This is a genomic window from Streptomyces sp. E-08, assembly GCF_049913095.1.
Classification (GTDB): domain Bacteria; phylum Actinomycetota; class Actinomycetes; order Streptomycetales; family Streptomycetaceae; genus Streptomyces.
This window is the reverse complement of the sequence record NZ_CP183971.1, coordinates 4,865,971-4,886,102: the sequence shown is the minus strand read 5'-3', so window position 1 is coordinate 4,886,102 and position 20,132 is coordinate 4,865,971. Positions and strand designations below refer to the sequence as shown.

Here is a 20,132-nt window from a genome sequence, read left to right as displayed (position 1 = left end):
AGGCAGGACGCCATGGACGAGGTTCTGGTGAGAGCGATCGGGTGGGTCGCCCGCGGCATGGGGTACGCCCTGGAGTTCGTCGACCTGCGCATGGCCTACGACGACGTCCGCCGCGAGGCGCGGCGGGGCCGCAAGGGCCGGCGCTAGGCCCTGTCGGTCGGTGCCCGGTCCGGGGTCACCCCTCGCCGAACCGGTGTGGACGGCCGGTGTCGGGCCGGTCGCGGACCTGGGGTGCGGCCCCGGGCGGGTGGCGGCGCACCCGGCCGGTCCTGGGGTGCCCGTCTGACCGCGCGGCCGCCCTGCCGGAGCGGGCCGGCCTCACCGTCACCGCGCGACTGGAGCAGGAGCCCGGCGGGTGGGTGAGGCGACCGCACGGCTGCCTCCTGGCCGGCAGGTCCCAAGCGCCCTGACGGGGCCCGCTCACCCGGCGGGGGCGGCACCCTCGGCCAGCACCTCTTCGACGCGGGTCCGCCAGGAAGGGCGTTCGGTGGTCTCCTCGGCCCGGATTCCGGCGGCCTGACGGGCCAGTTCCATGCGGCAGTGGCCGCAGTGCGTCTCGTCGCCGACCGGCCGGAAGACGTGCTCCGCGCCGGAACCCTCGCAGGTGACCAGGGCGGGCCGTGCGGTCTCGGCCGCCGGGCGTTCCTCCGGCTCCGGCGGCAGCGGCGGGGCCGGGAGCTTCTCCTTGAGCCGGTGCCGCAGGAACCCGACCGCCGAACGGACGCCGTCACGGGGCAGGTAGGCCGTCAGGGCGTGCCGGAGGTCCGCTGCGGACACCCCGCGCCGGAGCCACTCCGCCGCCACCTCGGCCAGCCCACGGGCCTCCGGTTCGCCGAGCCGCAGCTCCCGGTTCTGGTAGCCGAGCGACAGCAACAGGCGCTCGGCCCGGGCGACTTCGGGAGCGACTTCCGGACCGCCTTCCGGAGGCGGCTCATCCGCTTCCGGTTCCGGCGCCGGCTCTTCGGTGGGTGGGTGGGGAAAGGTCTTCTTTCCCCAGTCTTCTTCTACCGGTAGTTGGGATCCGGTGCGCCGGGGTTCCCGATTTCCGGCGGTCGGTCCGCCGACATCCCGCGACTCGGGCGGAATCCCGTCCCGGGCCGCCACAGCCTCTTCACTCGTCAGGGTGACGTTGGAGAGGAGCTGCGTGGTCATCCAGTACCCGCGCCCGCTCTGGAACTTCCACTCGTGCAGGAACCCGCACGCCACCAGGCACTCCTTCGCCCGGTGGTACGCACGGGGCCGCATGCCCAGGTCGGTGGCGTGCTCCCCGAGCGGCTTGCCGCTCGCGGTCGCGGGGAGGCCCTGGACGTAGATGAGGAGGAGCTTCGCGTCGCTGTTCAGACGCGGATGGCGCACGACACCGTTCGAAACCTTGGTGAAGGAGTGAACGGGAGCGATAACATGTCGAAGCATTTCTGGTGGACCCTCTAGCTTCCACTGGAGTGAAGGTCCCCGGGTCATGGTGTTGGCGCACCACCGGGGACCGCTCCGTTTTCACGGAGCGTGATGATGTGCTTACCGTAGCGCACACTTCACCGTGCGATGCCACAACTCCAGCCCCACGAACGGATCTTCGATTGCCGCCCGTCTGACGCGCGAAGGGCCTCCACCCGTCGGGGTGGAGGCCCTTCGCACTCACTCGGTCAGAACGCGCCGCGCAGGTCCGACCAGTCGTTCTCCCAGCTCTCCGGGAGGCCCGCGTTGAGCGCGCCGTTGCCCTTGCCGCTGTAGAGGACCAGGCAGCCCACGCCCCGGCAGCCCTCGCCGACGTACGCGGAGGCGCTGATGGTGGCCAGGTCGTTGCGGCCGTCCCCGCCGAAGTCGCCGACCGCGAGGAACGACGCCATCACGTTCCAGCCGCCGGAGCCGATCAGGACGCGCGTACCGAAGCCGCCGGAACCGGTGCCCGGGTAGAACCAGAGCTTGCCGGTGGACCCCTCACGGGCGATCAGGTCGGCCTTGCCGTCGCCGTTCATGTCGCCGGGCGCGACCAGCGCGTTCATCGCGTTCCAGCCGCCCGCGCCGATGAGCTTGCGCGCGCCCAGGGCGCCGGTGGAGGTGCCCGGGTAGGCCCAGAGCTTTCCGGTGGACGGCTCGACGGCGAGCAGGTCGGAGCGGCCGTCGCCGGTGAGGTCGCCGTACGCGGTGAGCTTGCTCATCGCGTTCCAGCCGCCGGAGCCGATCAGCTTGCGGCTGCCGAGGGCTCCCGTGCCGGTGCCCGGGTAGAGCCACAGCTTGCCCGTGGCCGACTCGCGCGCGATGACGTCCTCGCGGCCGTCACCGGTGAAGTCGCCGTGGCGGGTGAGGGCGTTCATGGCGCCCCAGCCGCCGGCGCCGACCAGGCGTCCGGTGCTGTCGCCGGGCAGGAACCACAGGCGGCCCGCCTCGTCGCGGACGAGGACGTCGGACCGCTTGTCGGCGTTCAGGTCGCCGAACCCGGCCGCCGTGGGGGCGGTGGCGGCGTACCACTTCGGGTACGCGGCCCCGCGGCACTCGCGCTCGGTGGGGACGAGCTTCACCGAGCTGACGGAGTTGCTGCCCGGACCGCCCCACTCGGTGCCCGCCGGGTCGGGCGGTCGCACGCTGGCGCCCGCGGGGTCGCTGTAGTTCTGGCCGTCGTACAGGCAGAGCCACTTGTCGGTGTGGTTGACGACCGAGCGGAACGCGTTGTCCCAGGTCCCGAGCGTCGCCCGGTTCACGTTCGTCTTGTACATCGTGCCGGTGGCGTTGTCCGTCTTCCAGGCACAGAAGTAGCCGGACGGGCAGTCGCCCGCGGCGGCCTGCGCCGGCGCCGCGCCCGCGCCGAAGAGGCCGAGCGTGGTGAGCCCCAGCGTCGTGGCCATCGTGGCCACGCGCCGCAGCATGGAATTGCGCATTGAGTTCCTCCCAACGGCGCGGAGACGTGCTGCTCGACGCGCCGTGAGAGGGACCGTACCGTGCCGCGTTCGAATCCGTGCCGTCAGGGGGTGAGTACGCCGTTCAGGAAGGGCTCCACGGCCTCGCCCCAGGCCTCCGGGTGGGTGTAGTGGAGGAGGTGGCCGGCGTCGGGGATCTCCGCGTACGCCCCGTGGGGCAGGACCCGGACCATCTCCTGGGCCTCCGCGCGGCCCAGCTCGCCGTCGAGGCCGCGCACGACGAGGGTGGGGCAGCGGACCTGGGCGAGGGAGTCCCAGTGGGCGTCGTGGACCCAGGTCTCGCGCGAGGTCAGCATCTGCTCCGGGGCGAAGACCGGGCGCCAGCCGTCGGGGTGCTCGGCCATCACCTCGGCGAAGAAGGCGCCCCGCGCCGGGTTCGGGGTCTCCACCCAGGGGTCCTCGTCGCCGAACCAGCGGTGGACGGCCTCCAGGGACGGGAAGGGCGCGGGCCAGCGGCGGAACCAGTCCTGCCAGGCACGCTGCGAGGCCGCGCCGAGGGCCGAGGCGCGCATGTCGCAGATGACGAGGGCGCGGACGAGGTCGGGGCGCTCGGCGGCCAGCTGCCAGGCGGTGAGGGCGCCCATGGAGTGGCCGACGAGGGTGACCGGGCCGAGTCCGAGCTGCTCGACGACGGCGGCGGCGTCCGCCACGTACGCCTCGCGGGTGAAGGGCCCGGCGGCGGGCTTCTCGCTCGCGCCGTGGCCGCGCTGGTCGAGGGCGACGATCCGGTGGCCGCCGGTGAGGCGGCGCACGGCGGGGGCCCAGTGGCCGGCGTGGCCCATCAGGCCGTGGAGGAGTAACACCCCGGGGACGGGAGCCCCCGACCCGGATCCGGCCGTCTGCGGGGCCGGGGGGACCTGCGGGGCGCGCGCGGGGCGGGGGACGGCGTCCAGGCCGGTCCGGGCCCCGGGATGCGCGGCGACATCCGGTCCGAGCCGGGCGCCGGGGCGGGCTGTGGCGTCCGGGCCGGGCCGTGCACCGGGGCGCGGGCCGCCGTCCGGGCCGGGCTGGGGAACGATCCCGCGGCTGTCGGGCCCGGGCGGACGCTCCCGGGTCCCTCGGCTGCCGGGCCCGGCCGTGTGGTCCCAGGCCGTCAGCCGGACGCCGTCGGCCCCGGTGACGTCGAGTCGTCGCGCCATGGATCCGGCACCCCCTCTCTTCCGTCGAACCTCGCCAGACTATCGAACTCGCATTCGAAAATGCGCTCCTGCCACACAACACCCCTCGTTCGAGTGACAGGGCTCAAGGATTGACGCGCGCTGCCGAGGGGAGATCTTGAGCGGGAGGCGGACCACTCGGGGAAAAGGGGTCCGAGGGGAATGACCTTGAGAGCTCGGGGCTCCAGGTCAGCACAGGGGAGGACAGGCCCCGGCGCCGGAAGGCGCCGGGGCCCTCTGTCGTCCGTAGCCCTCATGGCCCCACCCCCTCCACGCCCGGCCCCCACCAGCGTGGCACGACGAGGGCGCGGGCGTGGCGATTCCGGCGTAAAACGGGGCGCACGCCAGGATGTTGGGCCACCGAGGCCGATCCGATGCGCCTTCGTGATCCGGAGCCGTACAACCGCATCACGCTCGTACGGGTCCACGCAGCGTGCTGTCACCTCAGATCCTCACCAAGGGCTCCGACTCCACCGCCCTCGAAGCCGAACGGCTCGTCATCACGACGACCGACACGCGCACGACGATCCCGCTCGCCGCCATCCAGGATGTCCGGCGGGACACCGAGACATCCCTCAAGGTCGTCCTGACCGACGGCGCCCCGCACTGGATCACGGGCGGCAACCCGACCGCCACCACCATGTTCCTGACCGCCCTGACCGCCGCCCTCCCCGAGGAACGGGACCCGGCCGGCAGCTCCCTGGTCACCGTCGAGGACGATCCGGGAGCGGTTCCCTGGGGGGCGGTGCTCGGATGGGGCATCGGCTTCCTCGCCGCCTACACCGGCTACGTCTGGTGGACCACCACCGCCCACGGCGGTGCGATGGGCCTGGTCGCCTTCTTCGCCGGGTTCGGGACGCTCTTCGGCCTGGGCGGCGTCCTCGCCACCGCGGGCAATCTCCAGGACCGATGGGTGCTCTCCCGCCGCGGCGTCACCGTCCGGGCCACCGCGGACATCTACCCGAACGGGAAACGGTCGGAGTACTACAAGTTCACCGACACCCACGGCAACGAGCGCTTCCAGCGCTGCTCGAACACCTCGACGCCGCACATCCACGTCGTCTACGACCCGCAGAAGCCCGGCCGCCACGTCCGGAGGAAATGGCTCCCCATCGTGGTCGCGCAGTACTTCTTCGGCACGCTCGCCGCACTCGGCCTGCTCGGGCTCGGCCTGTGGGGAGTCCTCGCCCCCTACCTCTGACCCCGAGACGCGTGACGACCCCGAGACGCCGGACCACCCCGAAACGCCGGACCACCCCGAGACGCCGGAAGGGGCGCCCTCCCGGGCGCCCCTTCCGCAATCCTCAGCGCTTCGCGACGAACACGTGCGCCGCGACCTCCGCGCCCAGCTCGGCCGCCTCACCGCTGCTGCCCACCAGGACACCGCCCGGCGACTCCGACACCGACACCACCGAGCCGGGCTGCACGCCCGCCCTCCGCAGCGTGTACATCAGCTGGGCGTCCGTCTGGATCGGCTCGCCGATCCGCCGCACGATCACCGTCTTGCCGCCACTGGCGTCCAGGTCGGCGAGCGACACCATCGAGTCGTCGAGGAAGGCCTCGGCCTCCGCCTTCTCGCCCAGCTCCTCCAGGCCCGGGATCGGGTTCCCGTACGGCGACTCCGTCGGATGACGCAGCAGCTCCAGAACCCGCCGCTCCACGGCCTCGCTCATCACGTGCTCCCAGCGACAGGCCTCGGCGTGGACCTGCTCCCACTCCAGGCCGATCACGTCGACGAGCAGGCACTCCGCGAGGCGGTGCTTGCGCATGACCCGGGTGGCGAGCCGGCGGCCCTCCTCCGTGAGCTCCAGGTGGCGGTCGCTCGCCACGGCCACCAGGCCGTCGCGCTCCATCCGAGCCACCGTCTGGCTCACCGTGGGGCCGCTCTGGTCGAGCCGCTCGGCGATCCGGGCACGCATGGGGACCACACCTTCTTCCTCAAGCTCGAGGATGGTGCGGAGATACATCTCCGTTGTGTCGATCAGTCCGGACATACGTGCCCCTCGATGAGTCGTGCGCTGGCCCTGTCCCCAATTCTGACGCATCGGACCGACAACCGGGCCGCGCCGGGGTGAGGCGGTATTGACAGAGCAATGGTCCAGACCGCACCGTGATCGGCGACCGCGACGAGAGCCACGACCGCAGCACGACGAGAAGGAGCCGCCGCGATGGGCGAGAGCAAGCTGGCCGGACAGTTCTTCGACGCCGCGATCGGCCTGCTCCAGCAGGTGCGCGACGGGGACTCCGCCGAGATCGCCGCCGCCGGTGCGGCGATCGCCGAAGCCGTCGCGAGCGGCAACCGGCTCTTCGCCTTCGGCGCGGGACACTCCTCGCTCGCCGCGCAGGACGTCGTCTACCGGGCGGGCGGCCTCGCCCTGATGAACCTGCTCGCCGTCCCCGGCGTCGTCGGCGTCGACGTCATGCCGGCCACCCTCGGCTCCGCCCTGGAGCGGGTCGACGGCCTCGCCGGGGCCGTCCTCGACTCGTCCCCCGCCAAGGCCGGGGACGTCCTGATCATCATCTCGCTGTCCGGGCGCAACGCCCTGCCCGTCGAGATGGCCATGAACGCCCGCGCGCTCGGCCTCACCGTCATCGGCGTCACCTCGCTGGCGTACGCCACCGAGACGAAGTCACGCCACGTCTCGGGTACGTACCTCAAGGACCACTGCGACATCGTCCTCGACTCGAAGATCGCCATCGGCGACGCGGAACTCACCCACGAGGGCATCGAGGCGCCCTTCGCGCCCGCCTCCACCGTCGTCACCAGCGCCCTCATGCAGGCCACGATGGCCGCCGCCGCCGAGGAGCTCGTACGCCTCGGCATCGAGCCGCCGCTCCTGCGCTCGGGCAACGTCGACGGCGGGCACGAGTGGAACGGGCGCGTGATGAGCCAGTACGCCGACCGGATCTTCTTCCGGCACTAGGGAAGACACCCCCCCCTGCGGAGGCGCAGCGGCCGGGCCGGGCTCACGGCGCCCGGCACCGCGAGCCCGGCCTGATCGGCAAGACACCCCCCTAGGCCCTGTCGTCAAACTCCCGCCTGCCCCGCGACGCCATGCACGCGCTCTCGCCGCACCGGGCACAAGCCCGAGTACGTCCAGTACGAGGGCTCGCGCCCGGCACGCCGAGAGCACGCACCTGACGCCGCGGGGCCGCCCTTCGGGCGACGACGGGAGTTTGACGACAGGGCCTAGGCCACGGGGTGGGCGGACCGCCCGCGCCTCGGGCGCAGGTGGCTCGCCCCGATCAGGGCGATGCCGACGAGCTCCACGCCGTTCCCGATGAGGGCGAGCCACGGCCGGCTCGCCCGGGTGTCGGCGGACAGGACGAGGTACGTGAGACCCATGGTCACGAGACCCACGCCCGCCAGCGCGACGCCGACACCGTACAGACGGGGCTGCCGCACGCCCCGGCGCGACGGGGGAAGCATCCACCCCGTCCGGAACGCGATCACGCCCAGCGTGATCGCCGCCACGCCCAACGGCATGACCACCACGAAGATCCACGTCAGCACGACGCCCCCCACTGCTCTCGAACGTGGGTCCATCGTCGCCCCGCCGCCGGGGGCCGTCCATGCCGGAACCCGGCAGGGATCGACCCCCTTCCCTGCCGGTCAGGCACGGTCCAGGACCTGGGTGACACGGGTGAAGCCGTCCGCGCCGTGACCCCGGTCCACCGCCCGCACCGCCAGCGCCTCCGCCGCGCGCATCACGCTCGCGTCGATGCCGTGCGCCTCCGACGCGTGCACCACGTGGCCCATGGTCGACACCGCCGAGGTGAGCGGATTGCCCTCGCCCGAGTACGAGCCGCCGTCCACGTCCTGCGCCCACTCCTGGAACAGCGGCGGCAGGATCGCCCCGATGCCCTGGGCGAACGGCGCGAGCTCCCGCGCCGAGATCCCCTCCGCCCGGGCCACCGCGAGCGCGTGCACGTACCCCGTCATCGACGTCCAGAAGATGTCGAGCAGCGCGACGTCGTACGCCGCCGCCCTGCCGGTGTCCTCGCCGAGGTGGGTGTGGGCGCCGCCCAGAGCGTCGAGCACCCGCCGGTGCACGCCGTACAGCTCCTCGGGTCCGCTGTGCAGGAACACCCCGGCGGGCGTCCCGATCGTCGGCGTCGGCGTCATGATCGCGCCGTCCAGGTAGCCGACGCCGTGCTCCGCCGCCCAGCGGCCGGTGTCACGGGCCCGCTCCGGGGTGTCGGCGCTCAGGTTCACCAGGGTCCGGCCCTTGAGCGCGGCCTCGACGGCCGACTGCCGCAGCACGGAGTCGGTGGCGTCGTAGTTGACCAGGCAGATCACCGTGAGCGGGCTCGCGGCGACCGCGTCCTCGGCACTCGCGGCCAGGACGGCGCCCCGCGCGGCGAGGTCGCCCTCCCTGCCCGGCGTGCGGTTCCACACGGTGGTCCGCACCCCGGCGTCCAGGAACGCGCCCGCCAGCGCCCGGCCCATCGGCCCGAGCCCGAGAACAGTGACCGAAAGACGCTCGTCGGAAGAAGACATGACTGAACTCCCTTGCACATACGTGAGATACAGAGACGACCGAAGACGGAGAAGGAGAGGGACGCATATGACACGCCTGAGGGCCCAGGACACGAACGTCTGCGGCGTCACGGCCGCGATCGCCGTGATCGACGGCAAGTGGAAGACGTCGCTGCTGTGGCTGCTGGAATCAGGCCCGCACCGGCCCGGCGAACTGCGCCGCAGGATCCCCGAGATCAGTGAGAAGGTGCTGACCCAGGCCCTGCGGGAGATGGAGACCGACGGGCTCGTGCACCGCGAGGTGCACGACGTGCTGCCGCCGAAGACCGTCTACTCGCTGACGGAGTTCGGCCGTGAACTCTCCGGACTGCTCGGCCCCTTGTCGGACTGGGGCCATCGCCGGCTGGACCGGCTGACGGAGGCGCGGGCCGCCTCCTGAGGCCCTGCCGCTCCCCTCTCCGTCCCGGGCCACCACCAGGTTCTCCCGGGCATCCGACCCCGACAAGTACCCACAAAAAAGTGGGTGCAAGGGGAGCTAGACGGGCTCTCCGGGGGCCAGGGCCAGCTCCGCCGCCACCCGGGACGCCACCGACTCCGCGTACACGACGTCCTCGCGCTCGAAGGGCTTGCGGCAGGCCGCGCGCAGGAACGTCAGGACGCCCAGGGTCCGGCCCCGGGACCGCAGGACCACGCACAGGGCGTGCGCCGCGTCCCCCGGCCACTGGTGGGCCTCCGCCCACACCTCGGCGGTCCGGCCCGCGCTCGCCCGCACCGTGCCCACCCGGTCCCATGCCTGGAGCGCCGGATGCCTCGGCCCGTACCGAAGCGGGATGCCGCCGCCCACGACGGGCGAGGACGGCCCGGGAGCGGCGCCCGCGGGGGTGGCCAGGGCCCTGGTCAGGCGCCGCTCCCCCGCCGGACGGTCCACCAGGGCGTGGTCGGCGAACCCGGCCAGGGCGAAGTCGAGCAGGACCGTCGCCGCCTCCGCCGCGTCCTCGCACTCCGCGGCCGCCGCGCCCGCCCGGTGCAGCTGGCTCCACCGGAACCGCAGCCGGTCCGCCGCGCGCGCCGCGAGCCGCTCCTCGGTGACGTCCTGGAACAGCCAGGCCACGCCCAGCGGCACGGGCTCCTCCGCCATCGGCGACGACAGCAGCAGGAAGCCGCTGCGCCAGCACCGGCGCCGCTCCTCCCCGGCCGTCCCGAGCGTCACCCACACCTCGGCGGGCGCGGGCGGCGTGCCCTCCGCGAGAACGTGCTGGAGGGCGGCCTCCAGCTCCTCGGCACCGTGCGTGACGACGTCGCCGAGAGGGCGCCCGAGCAGGGCCGTGCGCCCGGTCCCGAAGGCGCGGGCCGCGTGGGCGTTGACCATGGCGGGGCGCAGATCGGCGTCGACGAGGACGACACCCCAGGAGGCGTCGTCGAACAGGGCCTCGCTGAGGGCCACCGAACGCTCCAGGTCCAACTGGACGTGGACCTCGCTGAACGCGCAGTACACCCCCGCCGGGGCGCCGTCCGCGCCGCGCACACCGGCGGCCTGGCTCCGTACGAGGACCCGCCCGCCGTCCTTGCGGAGCAGGACGAACTCGTGGACCTGCCGGCCGGGGCCCTTCATGGCACCCATGAGCCGGCCCAGGGTCTCCTCGGCGTCGGCGCTGCGCGCCGCCCAGCCCTCGAACCCGCGCCGCCCGACCGCCTCGCCGGCGGACCAGCCGAGGATCCGCTCGGCCTCCCGGTTCCAGTGCGTGACCGTCCCGTCGGCGTCGAACGCGCAGAGCGCGGCGTCCATCCCGTCGAGCAGCGCGGCCAACAGATCGGCCCCCGCCCCCGGGACGGACACGGCCTCGCTCGCGGCCCCCGTGAATGCACCCATGCAGGCACCCCCCATGCTGGAACCATTCAACTGGAACGTGACGCAGGGCACATCACCTTCACCGAAATCACTGCATCACGAGTACGGATGACGGGCATCCGCGCACGCGGCACCACCGGGCGGTGACGTGACGTGCGTCACACACGATCCCTTGTGGTGAAGCCCGCCCCGGCGCCCTCCCTACGCTGCTCGCACGGACTCGTGAGGTCACTCGCTCCCCGGCGCCTGCCGGACTCCCTGGTGGAATCGGAGTGACCAGCCCCAGTCATGAAGACCCACCAGGCTGTGCTTCCTCAGCAGCCTGCTCTGGAATCCACGCGTGCAGACACCCCTGGGAGCAGGGACGAAACGGCGCGCGGACACGTCGCGGAGACGCGAGGCACCGGCCGGGGACATGGGCGAGGGGAGACCGGCGGGCGCAGCACCCGAGCTCGTCGGCGTCACGCCGAACAGGCAGAGAACAGGGGCGGTGACGCCCCACGGATGCGGACCGGACGCGGCAGCCATCGTGTGTTCGTCGTCTCCCGGGACGGGCTTCCGCTCATGCCGTGCCATCCTCCACGCGCACGCACCCTGCTGGCCCGTGGGCGGGCCGCGGTGGCGCGACGCACGCCCTTCACCATTCGGCTGAGGGACCGCAGACGCTCCGACGCCGAGGTATCGGGCGTCGAGCTGCGGATCGACCCCGGTTCCCGCGGCACCGGGCTCGCTCTCACCGAGACGGTGGGACAGACGTCCCTGGACGGCCGTACGGCGACCGTCCGGCGGGGGCTGGTCGCGATCGAGCTCCGACACCGCGGCCCTCAGATCCGCCAGGCGATGGTGCGCCGCGCCGGGTACCGACGCAGACGCCGTACGGCGCGGCTCAGGTACCGACCTCCCCGCTTCGCCAACCGGGTACGTCGACCGGGCTGGCTCGCCCCTTCGCTGCGGCACCGGGTCGACTCGGTCTGCTCCGTCGTCGCCCGTCTTCGCCGGTTCGCCCCCGTCGTCGCGATCCACGTCGAGGAGAATTCTTTCGACATCCCCGCCCTCAGCACGGCCGAGGGAAGGGAGGCTTCCGACGATCCCGCACGCTCACGTGCCCGGTCGGGCTCGAGCTGTGCCTACTGCGGGGCCTTCGGCGTCCCGCTCGACGTCGACCACATCCGGGCCCGCGCCCGTGGAGGCACCGATCGCCCCGCCAACCGCCTCCTCGCGTGTGTGCCGTGTAATCGGGCCAAGGCGGCCCGTCCCGTGGAGGAGTTCCTGGCTCACCGCCCCGGACGCCTGGCCACCGTCCTCAGCCGGTTGCGGCCCCCCCCCTCGGCGACGCGGCCGCCATCAACGCGACGAAGGCCCAGCTCCTCCTCCGGATGGAAGGGACGGGCGTGCCGGTGCGTTGCTGGCCCGCGTCCCTGACCTCGGCGAATCGCCGTGCCATGGGCCTGGCGAAGTCCCACACGCTCGACGCGCTGTGCGTGGGACCGCTGGGTTCCGGCGCGGGAGACGCCGTCGTCCGCCTGGTCACGCGCGTACACGTCTTCTCGGCCACGGGCCGTGGTTCCTACGCCCGCACCACTCCGGACCGTTACGGCTTTCCCCGGCTGGTGCGCCCGCGCCGGAAGCGGCACCAGGGTTTCGCGAGCGGCGATCTCGTGCGGGCCACCGTCCGGACCGGCCGGTGGGCCGGTGTGTGGACCGGTCGGGTGTCGGTCCGCAGTACGGGTCGGCACAGTGTCGCCACGCCCCTCGGGAGGTTCAACGCACCCCACGAGAACCTGCTCCTGCTCCAGCGAGCCGACGGATTCTCGTATGCCTGGCGCAGTGAATCGGGACCCGTCGAATAAATCGGTTGAGCGTCCTGCGCGGAGTTCGTAACGTGTGAGTCACGCATGAAAGGAGGTGATCCGGAAGTGATTTCTTACCGGACCAGCGAGGTGACTGCGGGCTGAGGCCTGCCAGTCGCACTCTGTGCACCCCGGCAGGCCTACTGCCGAAGAACGACGCAGTCACCCGACCCGTGGGTCGCCGGTAAGTCCGGCCGGCTCCTGTCCGAACCTAGGCGGACGGGACCAGACCCACGGGTCGCCTGCGTTTCCGGGGACCGTCAGGGGGCCAGTCGTTCCACGCGCCAGGTGCCGTTCTCCTCGTGGACGTAGCGCAGGCGGTCGTGGAGGCGGTTCTCGTGGCCCTGCCAGAACTCGACCGTCTCCGGGACGACGCGGATGCCGCCCCATTCCGGCGGCACCGGGACCTGTTCGGGTTCCGGGTAGCGGGCGGCCAGTTCCTCGTAGCGGGCCAGGAGGTCCATGCGGGACGGGATCACCTCGGACTGGGGGCTGGCCCAGGCGCCGAGCTGGGAGCCGTGCGGGCGGGTGCGGAAGTACGCGACCGTCTCGTCGCGGCCGACGCGGACCGCGCGGCCGGTCACGATGACCTGCCGGGCCAGCGGGTGCCAGGGGAAGAGCAGCGAGGCGTACGGGTTGGCCGCCAGCTCCTTGCCCTTGCGGGACTCGTAGTTGGTGAAGAAGACGAAGCCGGCCTCGTCGTAGTGCTTCAGGAGGACCGTCCGCGAGGACGGGCGGCCGTCGGGGGCCGCGGTGGACACGATCATCGCGTTCGGTTCATGGATCGCCGGGTTCGCGGCGGTCTCCTTGAACCAGCGGGCGAACTGGCCGATCGGTTCGGGCGCGAGGTCGGCCGCGGACAGCTCCGTGGTGCGGTACTGCTCGCGCATGTCGGCGGGATCCAGGGCGTCGGTCACAGGGCCATCCTGCCGCAGTGCCCCAGTCTGCCCGGCACTATGGGGCGCTAACCCTCTCTCGCCGAATCAGCGCAGTGTGCCGGATGTCACGCTTCCCCGCATCATCGGAACCGTACAGACTCTTCGGCTGGATGACTGTTGATTCCCCACCATCGACCAACACGGTTGATCGATCATCGATAGAGGAGCCGCCTCATGTCCGACTTCGTACCCGGGCTCGAGGGAGTCGTCGCGTTCGAGACGGAGATCGCCGAACCCGACAAGGAGGGCGGCGCCCTCCGCTACCGCGGGGTCGACATCGAGGACCTCGTCGGCCACGTCTCCTTCGGGAACGTCTGGGGCCTGCTCGTCGACGGCGCGTTCAACCCGGGCCTGCCGGCCGCCGAGCCCTTCCCGATCCCCGTGCACTCCGGTGACATCCGGGTCGACGTGCAGTCCGCGCTCGCGATGCTCGCGCCCGTGTGGGGCCTCAAACCGCTCCTCGACATCTCCGCCGAGCAGGCCCGCGACGACCTCGCCCGCGCGGCCGTCATGGCCCTCTCGTACGTCGCGCAGTCCGCGCGCGGCCAGGGCCTCCCGATGGTCCCGCAGAGCGAGATCGACAAGGCCGAGTCCGTCGTCGAGCGCTTCATGATCCGCTGGCGCGGCGAGCCGGACCCGAAGCACGTCAAGGCCGTCGACGCCTACTGGACCTCCGCCGCCGAGCACGGCATGAACGCGTCCACGTTCACCGCGCGCGTCATCGCCTCCACCGGCGCCGACGTGGCCGCCTCGCTCTCCGGCGCCGTCGGCGCCATGTCCGGCCCGCTGCACGGCGGCGCGCCCTCCCGCGTCCTCGGCATGATCGAGGAGATCGAGCGCACCGGCGACGCCACCGCGTGGGTGAAGCAGGCCCTCGACAAGGGCGAGCGCCTCATGGGCTTCGGCCACCGCGTCTACCGCGCCGAGGACCCCCGCGCGCGCGTGCTGCGCCGTACCGCCAAGGAGCTGGACGCCCCGCGTTACGAGGTGGCCGCCGCCCTGGAGAGGGCCGCCCTGGACGAGCTGCACAACCGGCGCCCCGACCGCGTCCTGGCGACCAACGTCGAGTTCTGGGCGGCCATCGTCCTGGACTTCGCCGAGGTCCCGGCGCACATGTTCACGTCGATGTTCACGTGCGCGCGTACGGCCGGCTGGTCCGCGCACATCCTGGAGCAGAAGCGCACCGGCCGCCTCGTCCGCCCCTCGGCCCGCTACACGGGCCCCGGTCAGCGGAACCCGCGCGAGATCGAGGGGTACGGGGACATCGCCGGCTAGATCCGGCACCCGGGGGCCGACGGCTCGAACGGATGGGGCCTGGCGGGCCCGCACAGCTCCGCCAGGCCCCTCCGGACCGCCTCGCCCCGCCCGTGAGAAGCGCTAGACCAGCTGGGCCTGCTGCTCCTGGGCGAGCAGCAGGTCCGCGTGGTGGCGGGCCGTCGTCAGCGGGTGGGCACGGAGCTTGCCCTTCAGTTCGTTGCGGCCGTACTCGGCGAACAGCGGGTTGGCCGGGTCGGACGTGACGCCGGGCGCGCGGTCCGCGAACGGGAACTCCAGCGGCGCGATCCGGGCGTCGAGGCGCGGGTTGTAGAAGAACGGCACGGAGAATCGTTCCGTCGCTCCGGGCGGCGAGACCACGCGGTGGTTCGTCGCGACCAGGTAGCCGTTCGTGGCGACCTCCAGGAGCTCGCCCAGGTTCACGACGAAGGCTCCCGGCAGCGGCGGCACGTCGTGGAAGTCGCCGTCCTCGCGCTGCACCTGGAGCCCGCCGACCTGGTCCTGGAGCAGCAGGGTGAGGAAGCCGTAGTCCTTGTGCGCGCCGACACCCTGGTCGTCGCCCTCGCCGCTGCTGCCCGGGTAGCGCACCAGCTTGAGGTGCGGGTGGGCGCGCGGGCCGAAGATGTCGTCGTAGAAGTCCGCGGGCGCGCCGATGGAGGCGAGCAGCTCGTGCAGGAGGCGCTCGGCGACGCCGCTGAGGCGGTCGATCCAGTGCAGGGCGGCGGTGCGGAGCGCGGGCAGGGCGGCGGGCCACTGGTTGGGGCCTTCGAGCCACCAGTACGGGGCTTCCCAGGGCGCGGGCTCGCGCGCGGGGCGCTCGGCGCCGATGTCGAGCTGGTCGCGCCAGTCGCGGGCGCCCGCGGTGCGCTCGTCGCCGATGCGCGTGTAGCCGCGGAAGTGCGGCGAGTTGATGTTGTCGAGGGCGAGCCGGTCGGCCTCGGGCAGGGCGAAGAAGGCGTGCATGGCCGAGGTGAGGGCCTGGGTCTCGGCCTCGGTGATGCCGTGCCCTATGAGCTGGAAGAAGCCCACGTCGTGGGCGGCCGAGTGGAGCTGCGCGTGGAGCAGCTTCCGGGCCTGGGGATCCCGGTCGGCCGCCGAGAGATCGACGATCGGGAGCTGCGAGGGGTAGGAGCTGTTCGTCATGTGTGCATCCGCGGGGTGTACGGGTGCCCGGGGCGGCCGCCAAGGGTGGGGCGGGGGCCACGGGTGCCGGTCGGCTGGGGCTCGGACGAGGGACCGCAGGGGTGTGGAGTGGTACCCCGGAAGGTCAGGCGGAGCGGCGACAGCTCATGCTCGTGACGCGGACGAAGTCCACGTGGCGGCGGCGTACGAGCAGGAGCATGGAGTCAGCGTACTGCGGCGGGGAGCGGTCGACTGTGGTGCGCGTCACCTCCTGGCGGGGATGGCTCAAAGTCTGTTCAAAGTGGCGCGTGTGCGCGAAGATCGCCGCCATGCGTGTTGAGTACACGCCAACTTTCTCGTCGCAGCATCCCATCGCAGGAGGATGTCCATGACCCGCCGCACCTCTCGTGGCCCGGTCGCCGCGGCCGCCGTCACCGTGGCCGCCGCCACCGCGGCGCTGCTCCCGTCCGTGGGAGCCTCCGCCGCAGCGCCGCCGCAGGCCCGCGTCTTCATGGTGAACCCGGTCCAGTCCTCGGGCGACCAGTCCCTCGCCGACCACAAGGACGCGGCGAGCGACGTCCCCGCCTCCGCGTACGCCTCCGCCGCCCTGCGCAACCTCGACGCGAGCGGCGCCCTGTCCGGGAGGTGGGTCGCCGTCCGCTCCGAGACCGGCAAGCCCGCGAAGGCCGCCGACGCCGGCACGTTCGACCGCTCCGACGACGGGTTCGAGCAGGTCATGGCGTACTTCTGGGTCAACGAGGCGCAGGAGTACCTCCAGGGCCTCGGTTTCGGCAGCGAGCTGCGCGGGGCGAACGACCGGGTGCAGCCGGTCCGTCTCAACCAGTGGGGCGCCGACAACTCCTTCTTCACCGACAAGAAGGACGAGATCCGCTTCGGCAAGGGCGGGGTGGACGACGCCGAGGACGCCGAGGTGATCGTCCACGAGTACGGTCACGCGGTGCACGAGGCGCAGGTGCCCGGCTTCGGCGGCTCCCCGGAGGCCGGCGCGATCGGCGAGGCGTTCGGCGACTACCTTGCCGTGGAGGTCGGCACGAACGCGGTCGCCCGGTACGGCTGGCCGATGAGGGCCGACCTGGCGTGCGTCGGCGACTGGGACTCCACCGGCTACAGCGCGGCCCCGCACTGCCTGCGCCGGATCGACGGCACCAAGACCTACGCGGACCGGGAGGGCGAGGTCCACGCGGACGGCGAGATCTGGTCCCGGGCCCTGTTCGACATCCGGAACAAGCTGGGTGCCCGCACCGCCGACCGGATCATCGTGAACGCGCAGTTCGGCTTCGCCGCCGACACGAGCTTCCGGGACGCGGCCCTGACGACGGTCGCGACCGCGCAGAAGATGTACGGGACGCAGGCCGCGGCGGCCGTACGGGACGCCTTCCGGGCCCGCGCGATCCCGGGCGTCTAGCCACTCCCCGGGCGTCTGGCCACTCCCCGCGGGTCTGGCCACTCCCGGCGCCTGGCCGCTCCCGGGCGCCTGGGCGCCTCCGGGCGTCTAGTCGCTCAGCGCCTCGTTCACCAGCCGCGCCCACTGGGACACGACCCGTTCCCGGCGGGCGCGGTCGTCCGTCAGGAGGGTGGCGAGGCCCAGGCCGCGGGCCATGTCCAGGAGGCCCTGGACGGTCTCGCGGACGCCCGGGCGGGACTCGTCGGCGCCCAGGACCTCGACGGCGATGCGATGGGACTCGCGGCCGACGCGGGCCTCCAGCTCGGTGACCCGCTCGCGGAGCTGCTCCTCGCCGGAGGCCGCGACCCACAGGTGGAGCGCGGCCCGGAAGAGGGGCCCGGTGTAGAGGCCGACGAGGGCGGCGACGGCCTGCTCGCGGTCGTCCGTACGGACCGCCCGCAGGGCCTGTGAGCGCTCCTCCGCGACGTACTCGACGGCAGCGGTGAACAGGTCCTCGCGGGTGGGGAAGTGGTGCTGGGCGGCGCCCCGGGAGACACCGGCCCGCTCGGCGACGGCCGAGACCGTGGAGCCCGCCCAGCCGTGCTCGGCCAGGCAGGACACGGCGGCCTCCAGGAGCCGCTGCCGGGTGGCGCGGCTCCGGTCCTGCTTGGGGTTCCGGTCGGGCTTGGGTGCGGTCAGAGCCGCCATGCGGGGTCCCGTCGTTCGAGGAAGGCCGTCATCCCCTCGCGCGCCTCGGCGGAGGCGAACAGCGTGGCCGACCTCTGCACCAGGTCCTCCGCGTCGCGTTCGAAGGTCTCCAGGACTCTAGCGGTGACCAGTCGTTTCGCCTCGCGCAGGCCCTGCGGGGAGGCGGCGCGGAGGGAGTCGAGGATGCCGGGGAGCTCCTCGTCGCCGGCCGTCACCAGGCCCATGGCGACCGCCTCGGGGACGCCGAAGCGCTCGCCCGTCAGGTAGTGCCGGGCAGTGGCGCGCGGTTCCAGCCGGGGGAGCAGGGTGAGGGAGACGACGGCGGGCGCGACCCCGATCCGTACCTCGGTGAGGGCGAAGTCGGCCCCCTCCCCCGCCACCACGATGTCGGCGGCGCCGAGCAGGCCGAGGCCGCCGGCGCGGGTGTGGCTGCCGGCGGTGACGTGGGCGACGACCGGCTTGGGCAGCTCGACGATCTGCCGGAGCAGGTCGACGAAGGCGTACGGGCTGGGCGGGGCCTTCAGGTCGGCGCCCGCGCTGAACGTGGAGCCGGTGTGGCCGAGGACGACCGCGCGGACCGCGGGGTCCTTGCCGCAGGCGGTGAGCGCGTCGGCGAGCTCGGTGACGAGCGGCGCGGAGAGCGCGTTGCGGGTGGCCGGGGAGTTCAGGGCGAGCGTGGTGATGCCCCGCTCCTCGGTGACGTCGACGAGGCTCATGCGCGCTCCCTCAGTTCCCTTCGGAGGATCTTCCCGGACGCTGCCCGGGGGACGGTGTCGATGAACTCCACGCTGCGGACCTTCTTGTACGGGGAGACGCGCGCGGCGACGTGCGCGACGACCTCCTCGGCGGTGAGGCCGGGCGCGGTGGGCTGGCGGACGACGAAGGCCTTGGGGATCTCGGTGCCGTCCGTGTCGGTGACGCCGATGACGGCGGCGTCGGCGATGCCCTCGTGGGTGAGGAGCAGCGCTTCGAGTTCGGCGGGGGCGACCTGGAAGCCCTTGTACTTGATGAGTTCCTTGACGCGGTCGACGACGAAGAGCCAGCCGTCCTCGTCGACGCGGCCGACGTCGCCGGTGTGCACCCAGCCGTCGGCGTCGATCATGGCGGCGGTGGCGTCGGGCCGCCCGAGATAGCCCTTCATGACCTGCGGGCCGCGGATGGCGATCTCGCCCTCCTCGCCCGGAGCGGCGTCCTTCGCGGGGTCGTCGAGGGAGAGGATCCGCATCTCGGTGGAGGGCAGCAGCCTGCCGACGGTGCCGGGCGGGGGCGCGGGGGCGTCGAGCGGGACGACGTGGGTGCCCGGGGACAGTTCCGTCATGCCGTACGCCTGGCTGACCGGCGGGAGGCCGAGCCGCGCCGAGCAGGCCGCGGCGAGGGCGGCGTCGAGGGGGGCGGCGGCGCTGACGATGTACTCCAGGGAGGACAGGTCGTAGTCGGCGACGGCCGGGTGCTTGGCGAGGGCGAGGACGATCGGCGGGGCCACGTAGAGGCCGTTGATGCGGTGCTTCTGGATGGCGCCGAGGAAGGTGTCGAGGTCGAAGCGGGGCAGGACGACGACGGTGGCGCCGGAGCGGAGGGGGGCGTTCATGAGGGCGGTGAGCCCGTAGATGTGGAAGAACGGCAGCACGGCCAGGATGCGGTCGCCCGGCCCCATGGGGATGACCGGCGTCAGCTGGGCGAGGTTGGTGGCGATGGAGGCGTGGGTGAGCATGACGCCCTTGGGGACGCCGGTGGTGCCGGAGGAGTACGGGAGGGCGGCGACGTCCCGGCCGGGGTCGATGTCGATCTCGGGCACGGGGTCGGTGGAGCCGAGGAAGTCCTGGAGCGACCGGACGCCCTCGCTCTCCTCGGCCCGGTCGCAGACGAAGATCTCCGCGATCCCGCCGGCGAGTTCGGCGGCCGCGCGGGCGGAGGCGAGCAGCGGGGAGACGGTCACGATCCACCGCGCGGACGAGTCCCTCAGCTGCTTCGCGAACTCCTCGGGCGTGGCGAGCGGGTGCACGGTGGTGACGGAGGCGCCGGCGCGGGTGGCGGCGTAGAAGGCGACCGGGAAGAGCACGGTGTTGGGACTGTGCAGGGCGAGCACGTCCCCCTTCCGCACCCCGGCCCCGGCGAGCCCGGCGGCGACGCGCCGGTGGAACGCGTCGACCTGCCCGTAGCTGAGGCTGAGCTCCCCGGCGCCGTCGATCAGGGCGGGCGTGTCACCCCACTCGGCGGCCCGCCCGAGGACGGCGTCGTGGATGGGGAGGGAGACGGCGGAAACGGGCTCGTACGCGCTGTGGAACACCATGCGTTGCCCCCTGGGGAGGTGGAAGGTGGTCGCCAGGATCGCTGCTGAGGGCGGTACTTGGGGAGACCCTGTCAGTACCCCGGAAAACAATCAAGCATGCTTGCATGCTTCTCGGAAAGGGCGGACCGCCCGGGGCCGGCCTC

At 72.8% G+C, this 20,132-nt stretch carries 21 protein-coding genes; 8 read left to right on the top strand and 13 right to left on the bottom strand.

Annotated elements, in window-relative coordinates; genetic code table 11:
- The first annotated feature begins 12 nt into the window (after positions 1 to 12).
- Entirely contained in the window at positions 13 to 147 is a 135-nt protein-coding gene (locus ACN9MM_RS22590; RefSeq protein WP_426365356.1) for a hypothetical protein, read from the top strand.
- Positions 148 to 420: 273 nt separating this feature from the next.
- Here ACN9MM_RS22590 and ACN9MM_RS22585 read toward each other — a convergent pair whose 3' ends face one another.
- From ACN9MM_RS22585 to ACN9MM_RS22575, 3 genes are all read right to left on the bottom strand, one after another.
- Positions 421 to 1,356 (bottom strand): hypothetical protein, encoded by a 936-nt coding sequence (locus tag ACN9MM_RS22585; RefSeq protein ID WP_426365355.1) that lies wholly within the window; start codon positions 1,354 to 1,356, stop codon positions 421 to 423.
- Positions 1,357 to 1,643: 287 nt separating this feature from the next.
- The gene (locus tag ACN9MM_RS22580) at positions 1,644 to 2,876 is read right to left on the bottom strand and encodes an FG-GAP-like repeat-containing protein (protein ID WP_426365354.1); all 1,233 of its coding nucleotides are present in this window, start codon (positions 2,874 to 2,876) and stop codon (positions 1,644 to 1,646) included.
- 83 nt (positions 2,877 to 2,959) lie between these two features.
- Complete coding sequence (locus ACN9MM_RS22575; protein ID WP_426365353.1) at positions 2,960 to 4,054, bottom strand: alpha/beta fold hydrolase; 1,095 nt, start codon at positions 4,052 to 4,054, stop codon at positions 2,960 to 2,962.
- A gap of 451 nt (positions 4,055 to 4,505) precedes the next feature.
- On the opposite strand from ACN9MM_RS22575, the gene ACN9MM_RS22570 reads away from it, so the two are divergent.
- The gene (locus ACN9MM_RS22570) at positions 4,506 to 5,273 is read left to right on the top strand and encodes a hypothetical protein (RefSeq protein WP_426365352.1); all 768 of its coding nucleotides are present in this window, start codon (positions 4,506 to 4,508) and stop codon (positions 5,271 to 5,273) included.
- Between the two features lie 103 nt (positions 5,274 to 5,376).
- On the opposite strand, the gene ACN9MM_RS22565 is transcribed toward ACN9MM_RS22570, so the two are convergent.
- Positions 5,377 to 6,066 carry a metal-dependent transcriptional regulator gene (locus ACN9MM_RS22565; protein ID WP_382863428.1) on the bottom strand — a complete coding sequence of 230 codons (690 nt, stop codon included), beginning with the start codon at positions 6,064 to 6,066 and terminating at the stop codon, positions 5,377 to 5,379.
- A gap of 174 nt (positions 6,067 to 6,240) precedes the next feature.
- Here ACN9MM_RS22565 and ACN9MM_RS22560 point away from each other — a divergent pair, with 174 nt between their 5' ends.
- Entirely contained in the window at positions 6,241 to 6,996 is a 756-nt protein-coding gene (locus tag ACN9MM_RS22560; RefSeq protein ID WP_426365351.1) for an SIS domain-containing protein, read from the top strand.
- A gap of 266 nt (positions 6,997 to 7,262) precedes the next feature.
- Here ACN9MM_RS22560 and ACN9MM_RS22555 read toward each other — a convergent pair whose 3' ends face one another.
- Positions 7,263 to 7,586 carry a hypothetical protein gene (locus ACN9MM_RS22555; RefSeq protein ID WP_426365350.1) on the bottom strand — a complete coding sequence of 108 codons (324 nt, stop codon included), beginning with the start codon at positions 7,584 to 7,586 and terminating at the stop codon, positions 7,263 to 7,265.
- Positions 7,587 to 7,685: 99 nt separating this feature from the next.
- A complete protein-coding gene (locus tag ACN9MM_RS22550; RefSeq protein WP_426365349.1) occupies positions 7,686 to 8,573 on the bottom strand; it encodes an NAD(P)-dependent oxidoreductase in 888 nt (295 codons plus the stop codon).
- A gap of 67 nt (positions 8,574 to 8,640) precedes the next feature.
- On the opposite strand from ACN9MM_RS22550, the gene ACN9MM_RS22545 reads away from it, so the two are divergent.
- Positions 8,641 to 8,991, top strand: coding sequence for a winged helix-turn-helix transcriptional regulator (locus ACN9MM_RS22545; protein ID WP_426365348.1), 351 nt, complete (start codon positions 8,641 to 8,643; stop codon positions 8,989 to 8,991).
- Between the two features lie 96 nt (positions 8,992 to 9,087).
- On the opposite strand, the gene ACN9MM_RS22540 is transcribed toward ACN9MM_RS22545, so the two are convergent.
- Positions 9,088 to 10,422, bottom strand: coding sequence for a PAS domain-containing protein (locus tag ACN9MM_RS22540; RefSeq protein ID WP_426365347.1), 1,335 nt, complete (start codon positions 10,420 to 10,422; stop codon positions 9,088 to 9,090).
- 267 nt (positions 10,423 to 10,689) lie between these two features.
- Between ACN9MM_RS22540 and iscB the strand changes: the two genes are divergently transcribed.
- Entirely contained in the window at positions 10,690 to 11,823 is a 1,134-nt protein-coding gene (iscB, locus tag ACN9MM_RS22535; RefSeq protein WP_426365346.1) for an RNA-guided endonuclease IscB, read from the top strand.
- Between the two features lie 20 nt (positions 11,824 to 11,843).
- Positions 11,844 to 12,251 carry a hypothetical protein gene (locus ACN9MM_RS22530; RefSeq protein WP_426365345.1) on the top strand — a complete coding sequence of 136 codons (408 nt, stop codon included), beginning with the start codon at positions 11,844 to 11,846 and terminating at the stop codon, positions 12,249 to 12,251.
- A 260-nt stretch (positions 12,252 to 12,511) separates the two neighbouring features.
- On the opposite strand, the gene pdxH is transcribed toward ACN9MM_RS22530, so the two are convergent.
- Positions 12,512 to 13,141, bottom strand: a complete 630-nt coding sequence (pdxH, locus tag ACN9MM_RS22525; RefSeq protein ID WP_426368802.1) for a pyridoxamine 5'-phosphate oxidase — start codon at positions 13,139 to 13,141, stop codon at positions 12,512 to 12,514.
- 222 nt (positions 13,142 to 13,363) lie between these two features.
- Here pdxH and ACN9MM_RS22520 point away from each other — a divergent pair, with 222 nt between their 5' ends.
- Positions 13,364 to 14,464, top strand: coding sequence for a citrate synthase 2 (locus ACN9MM_RS22520; protein WP_426365344.1), 1,101 nt, complete (start codon positions 13,364 to 13,366; stop codon positions 14,462 to 14,464).
- A gap of 102 nt (positions 14,465 to 14,566) precedes the next feature.
- Here ACN9MM_RS22520 and ACN9MM_RS22515 read toward each other — a convergent pair whose 3' ends face one another.
- Together ACN9MM_RS22515 and ACN9MM_RS22510 are read right to left on the bottom strand one after the other, a co-directional pair.
- Entirely contained in the window at positions 14,567 to 15,607 is a 1,041-nt protein-coding gene (locus ACN9MM_RS22515) for an isopenicillin N synthase family dioxygenase (RefSeq protein ID WP_426365343.1), read from the bottom strand.
- Between the two features lie 124 nt (positions 15,608 to 15,731).
- Complete coding sequence (locus ACN9MM_RS22510; RefSeq protein ID WP_426365342.1) at positions 15,732 to 15,854, bottom strand: hypothetical protein; 123 nt, start codon at positions 15,852 to 15,854, stop codon at positions 15,732 to 15,734.
- A 120-nt stretch (positions 15,855 to 15,974) separates the two neighbouring features.
- On the opposite strand from ACN9MM_RS22510, the gene ACN9MM_RS22505 reads away from it, so the two are divergent.
- Positions 15,975 to 17,012, top strand: a complete 1,038-nt coding sequence (locus tag ACN9MM_RS22505) for a M4 family metallopeptidase (RefSeq protein ID WP_426365341.1) — start codon at positions 15,975 to 15,977, stop codon at positions 17,010 to 17,012.
- An 87-nt stretch (positions 17,013 to 17,099) separates the two neighbouring features.
- Here the strand turns inward: ACN9MM_RS22505 and ACN9MM_RS22500 are convergent, their stop codons facing one another.
- Genes ACN9MM_RS22500 through ACN9MM_RS22490 form a run of 3 tightly spaced genes read right to left on the bottom strand, consistent with a single transcriptional unit; the run spans position 17,100 to position 19,989 of the window.
- A complete protein-coding gene (locus ACN9MM_RS22500) occupies positions 17,100 to 17,699 on the bottom strand; it encodes a TetR/AcrR family transcriptional regulator (RefSeq protein WP_426365340.1) in 600 nt (199 codons plus the stop codon).
- Entirely contained in the window at positions 17,687 to 18,415 is a 729-nt protein-coding gene (locus tag ACN9MM_RS22495) for an enoyl-CoA hydratase family protein (protein WP_426365339.1), read from the bottom strand. The genes ACN9MM_RS22500 and ACN9MM_RS22495 overlap by 13 nt, the downstream gene beginning before the upstream one ends.
- On the bottom strand, positions 18,412 to 19,989 hold the full coding sequence (locus tag ACN9MM_RS22490) for an AMP-binding protein (RefSeq protein WP_426365338.1): 1,578 nt from the start codon (positions 19,987 to 19,989) through the stop codon (positions 18,412 to 18,414). Before ACN9MM_RS22490 ends, ACN9MM_RS22495 begins: the two co-directional genes overlap by 4 nt.
- Positions 19,990 to 20,132 lie beyond the last annotated feature (143 nt).

Bases quoted from the DNA above. Each gene is read 5' to 3' on its own strand.
- ACN9MM_RS22590 (WP_426365356.1), top strand. From the start codon at position 13: ATGGACGAGGTTCTGGTGAGAGCGATCGGGTGGGTCGCCCGCGGCATG.
- ACN9MM_RS22580 (WP_426365354.1), bottom strand. From the start codon at position 2,876: ATGCGCAATTCCATGCTGCGGCGCGTGGCCACGATGGCCACGACGCTG.
- ACN9MM_RS22575 (WP_426365353.1), bottom strand. From the start codon at position 4,054: ATGGCGCGACGACTCGACGTCACCGGGGCCGACGGCGTCCGGCTGACG.
- ACN9MM_RS22565 (WP_382863428.1), bottom strand. From the start codon at position 6,066: ATGTCCGGACTGATCGACACAACGGAGATGTATCTCCGCACCATCCTC.
- ACN9MM_RS22560 (WP_426365351.1), top strand. From the start codon at position 6,241: ATGGGCGAGAGCAAGCTGGCCGGACAGTTCTTCGACGCCGCGATCGGC.
- ACN9MM_RS22550 (WP_426365349.1), bottom strand. From the start codon at position 8,573: ATGTCTTCTTCCGACGAGCGTCTTTCGGTCACTGTTCTCGGGCTCGGG.
- ACN9MM_RS22545 (WP_426365348.1), top strand. From the start codon at position 8,641: ATGACACGCCTGAGGGCCCAGGACACGAACGTCTGCGGCGTCACGGCC.
- ACN9MM_RS22540 (WP_426365347.1), bottom strand. From the start codon at position 10,422: ATGGGTGCATTCACGGGGGCCGCGAGCGAGGCCGTGTCCGTCCCGGGG.
- iscB (WP_426365346.1), top strand. From the start codon at position 10,690: ATGAAGACCCACCAGGCTGTGCTTCCTCAGCAGCCTGCTCTGGAATCC.
- ACN9MM_RS22530 (WP_426365345.1), top strand. From the start codon at position 11,844: ATGGGCCTGGCGAAGTCCCACACGCTCGACGCGCTGTGCGTGGGACCG.
- pdxH (WP_426368802.1), bottom strand. From the start codon at position 13,141: ATGCGCGAGCAGTACCGCACCACGGAGCTGTCCGCGGCCGACCTCGCG.
- ACN9MM_RS22520 (WP_426365344.1), top strand. From the start codon at position 13,364: ATGTCCGACTTCGTACCCGGGCTCGAGGGAGTCGTCGCGTTCGAGACG.
- ACN9MM_RS22515 (WP_426365343.1), bottom strand. From the start codon at position 15,607: ATGACGAACAGCTCCTACCCCTCGCAGCTCCCGATCGTCGATCTCTCG.
- ACN9MM_RS22505 (WP_426365341.1), top strand. From the start codon at position 15,975: ATGACCCGCCGCACCTCTCGTGGCCCGGTCGCCGCGGCCGCCGTCACC.
- ACN9MM_RS22500 (WP_426365340.1), bottom strand. From the start codon at position 17,699: ATGGCGGCTCTGACCGCACCCAAGCCCGACCGGAACCCCAAGCAGGAC.
- ACN9MM_RS22495 (WP_426365339.1), bottom strand. From the start codon at position 18,415: ATGAGCCTCGTCGACGTCACCGAGGAGCGGGGCATCACCACGCTCGCC.
- ACN9MM_RS22490 (WP_426365338.1), bottom strand. From the start codon at position 19,989: ATGGTGTTCCACAGCGCGTACGAGCCCGTTTCCGCCGTCTCCCTCCCC.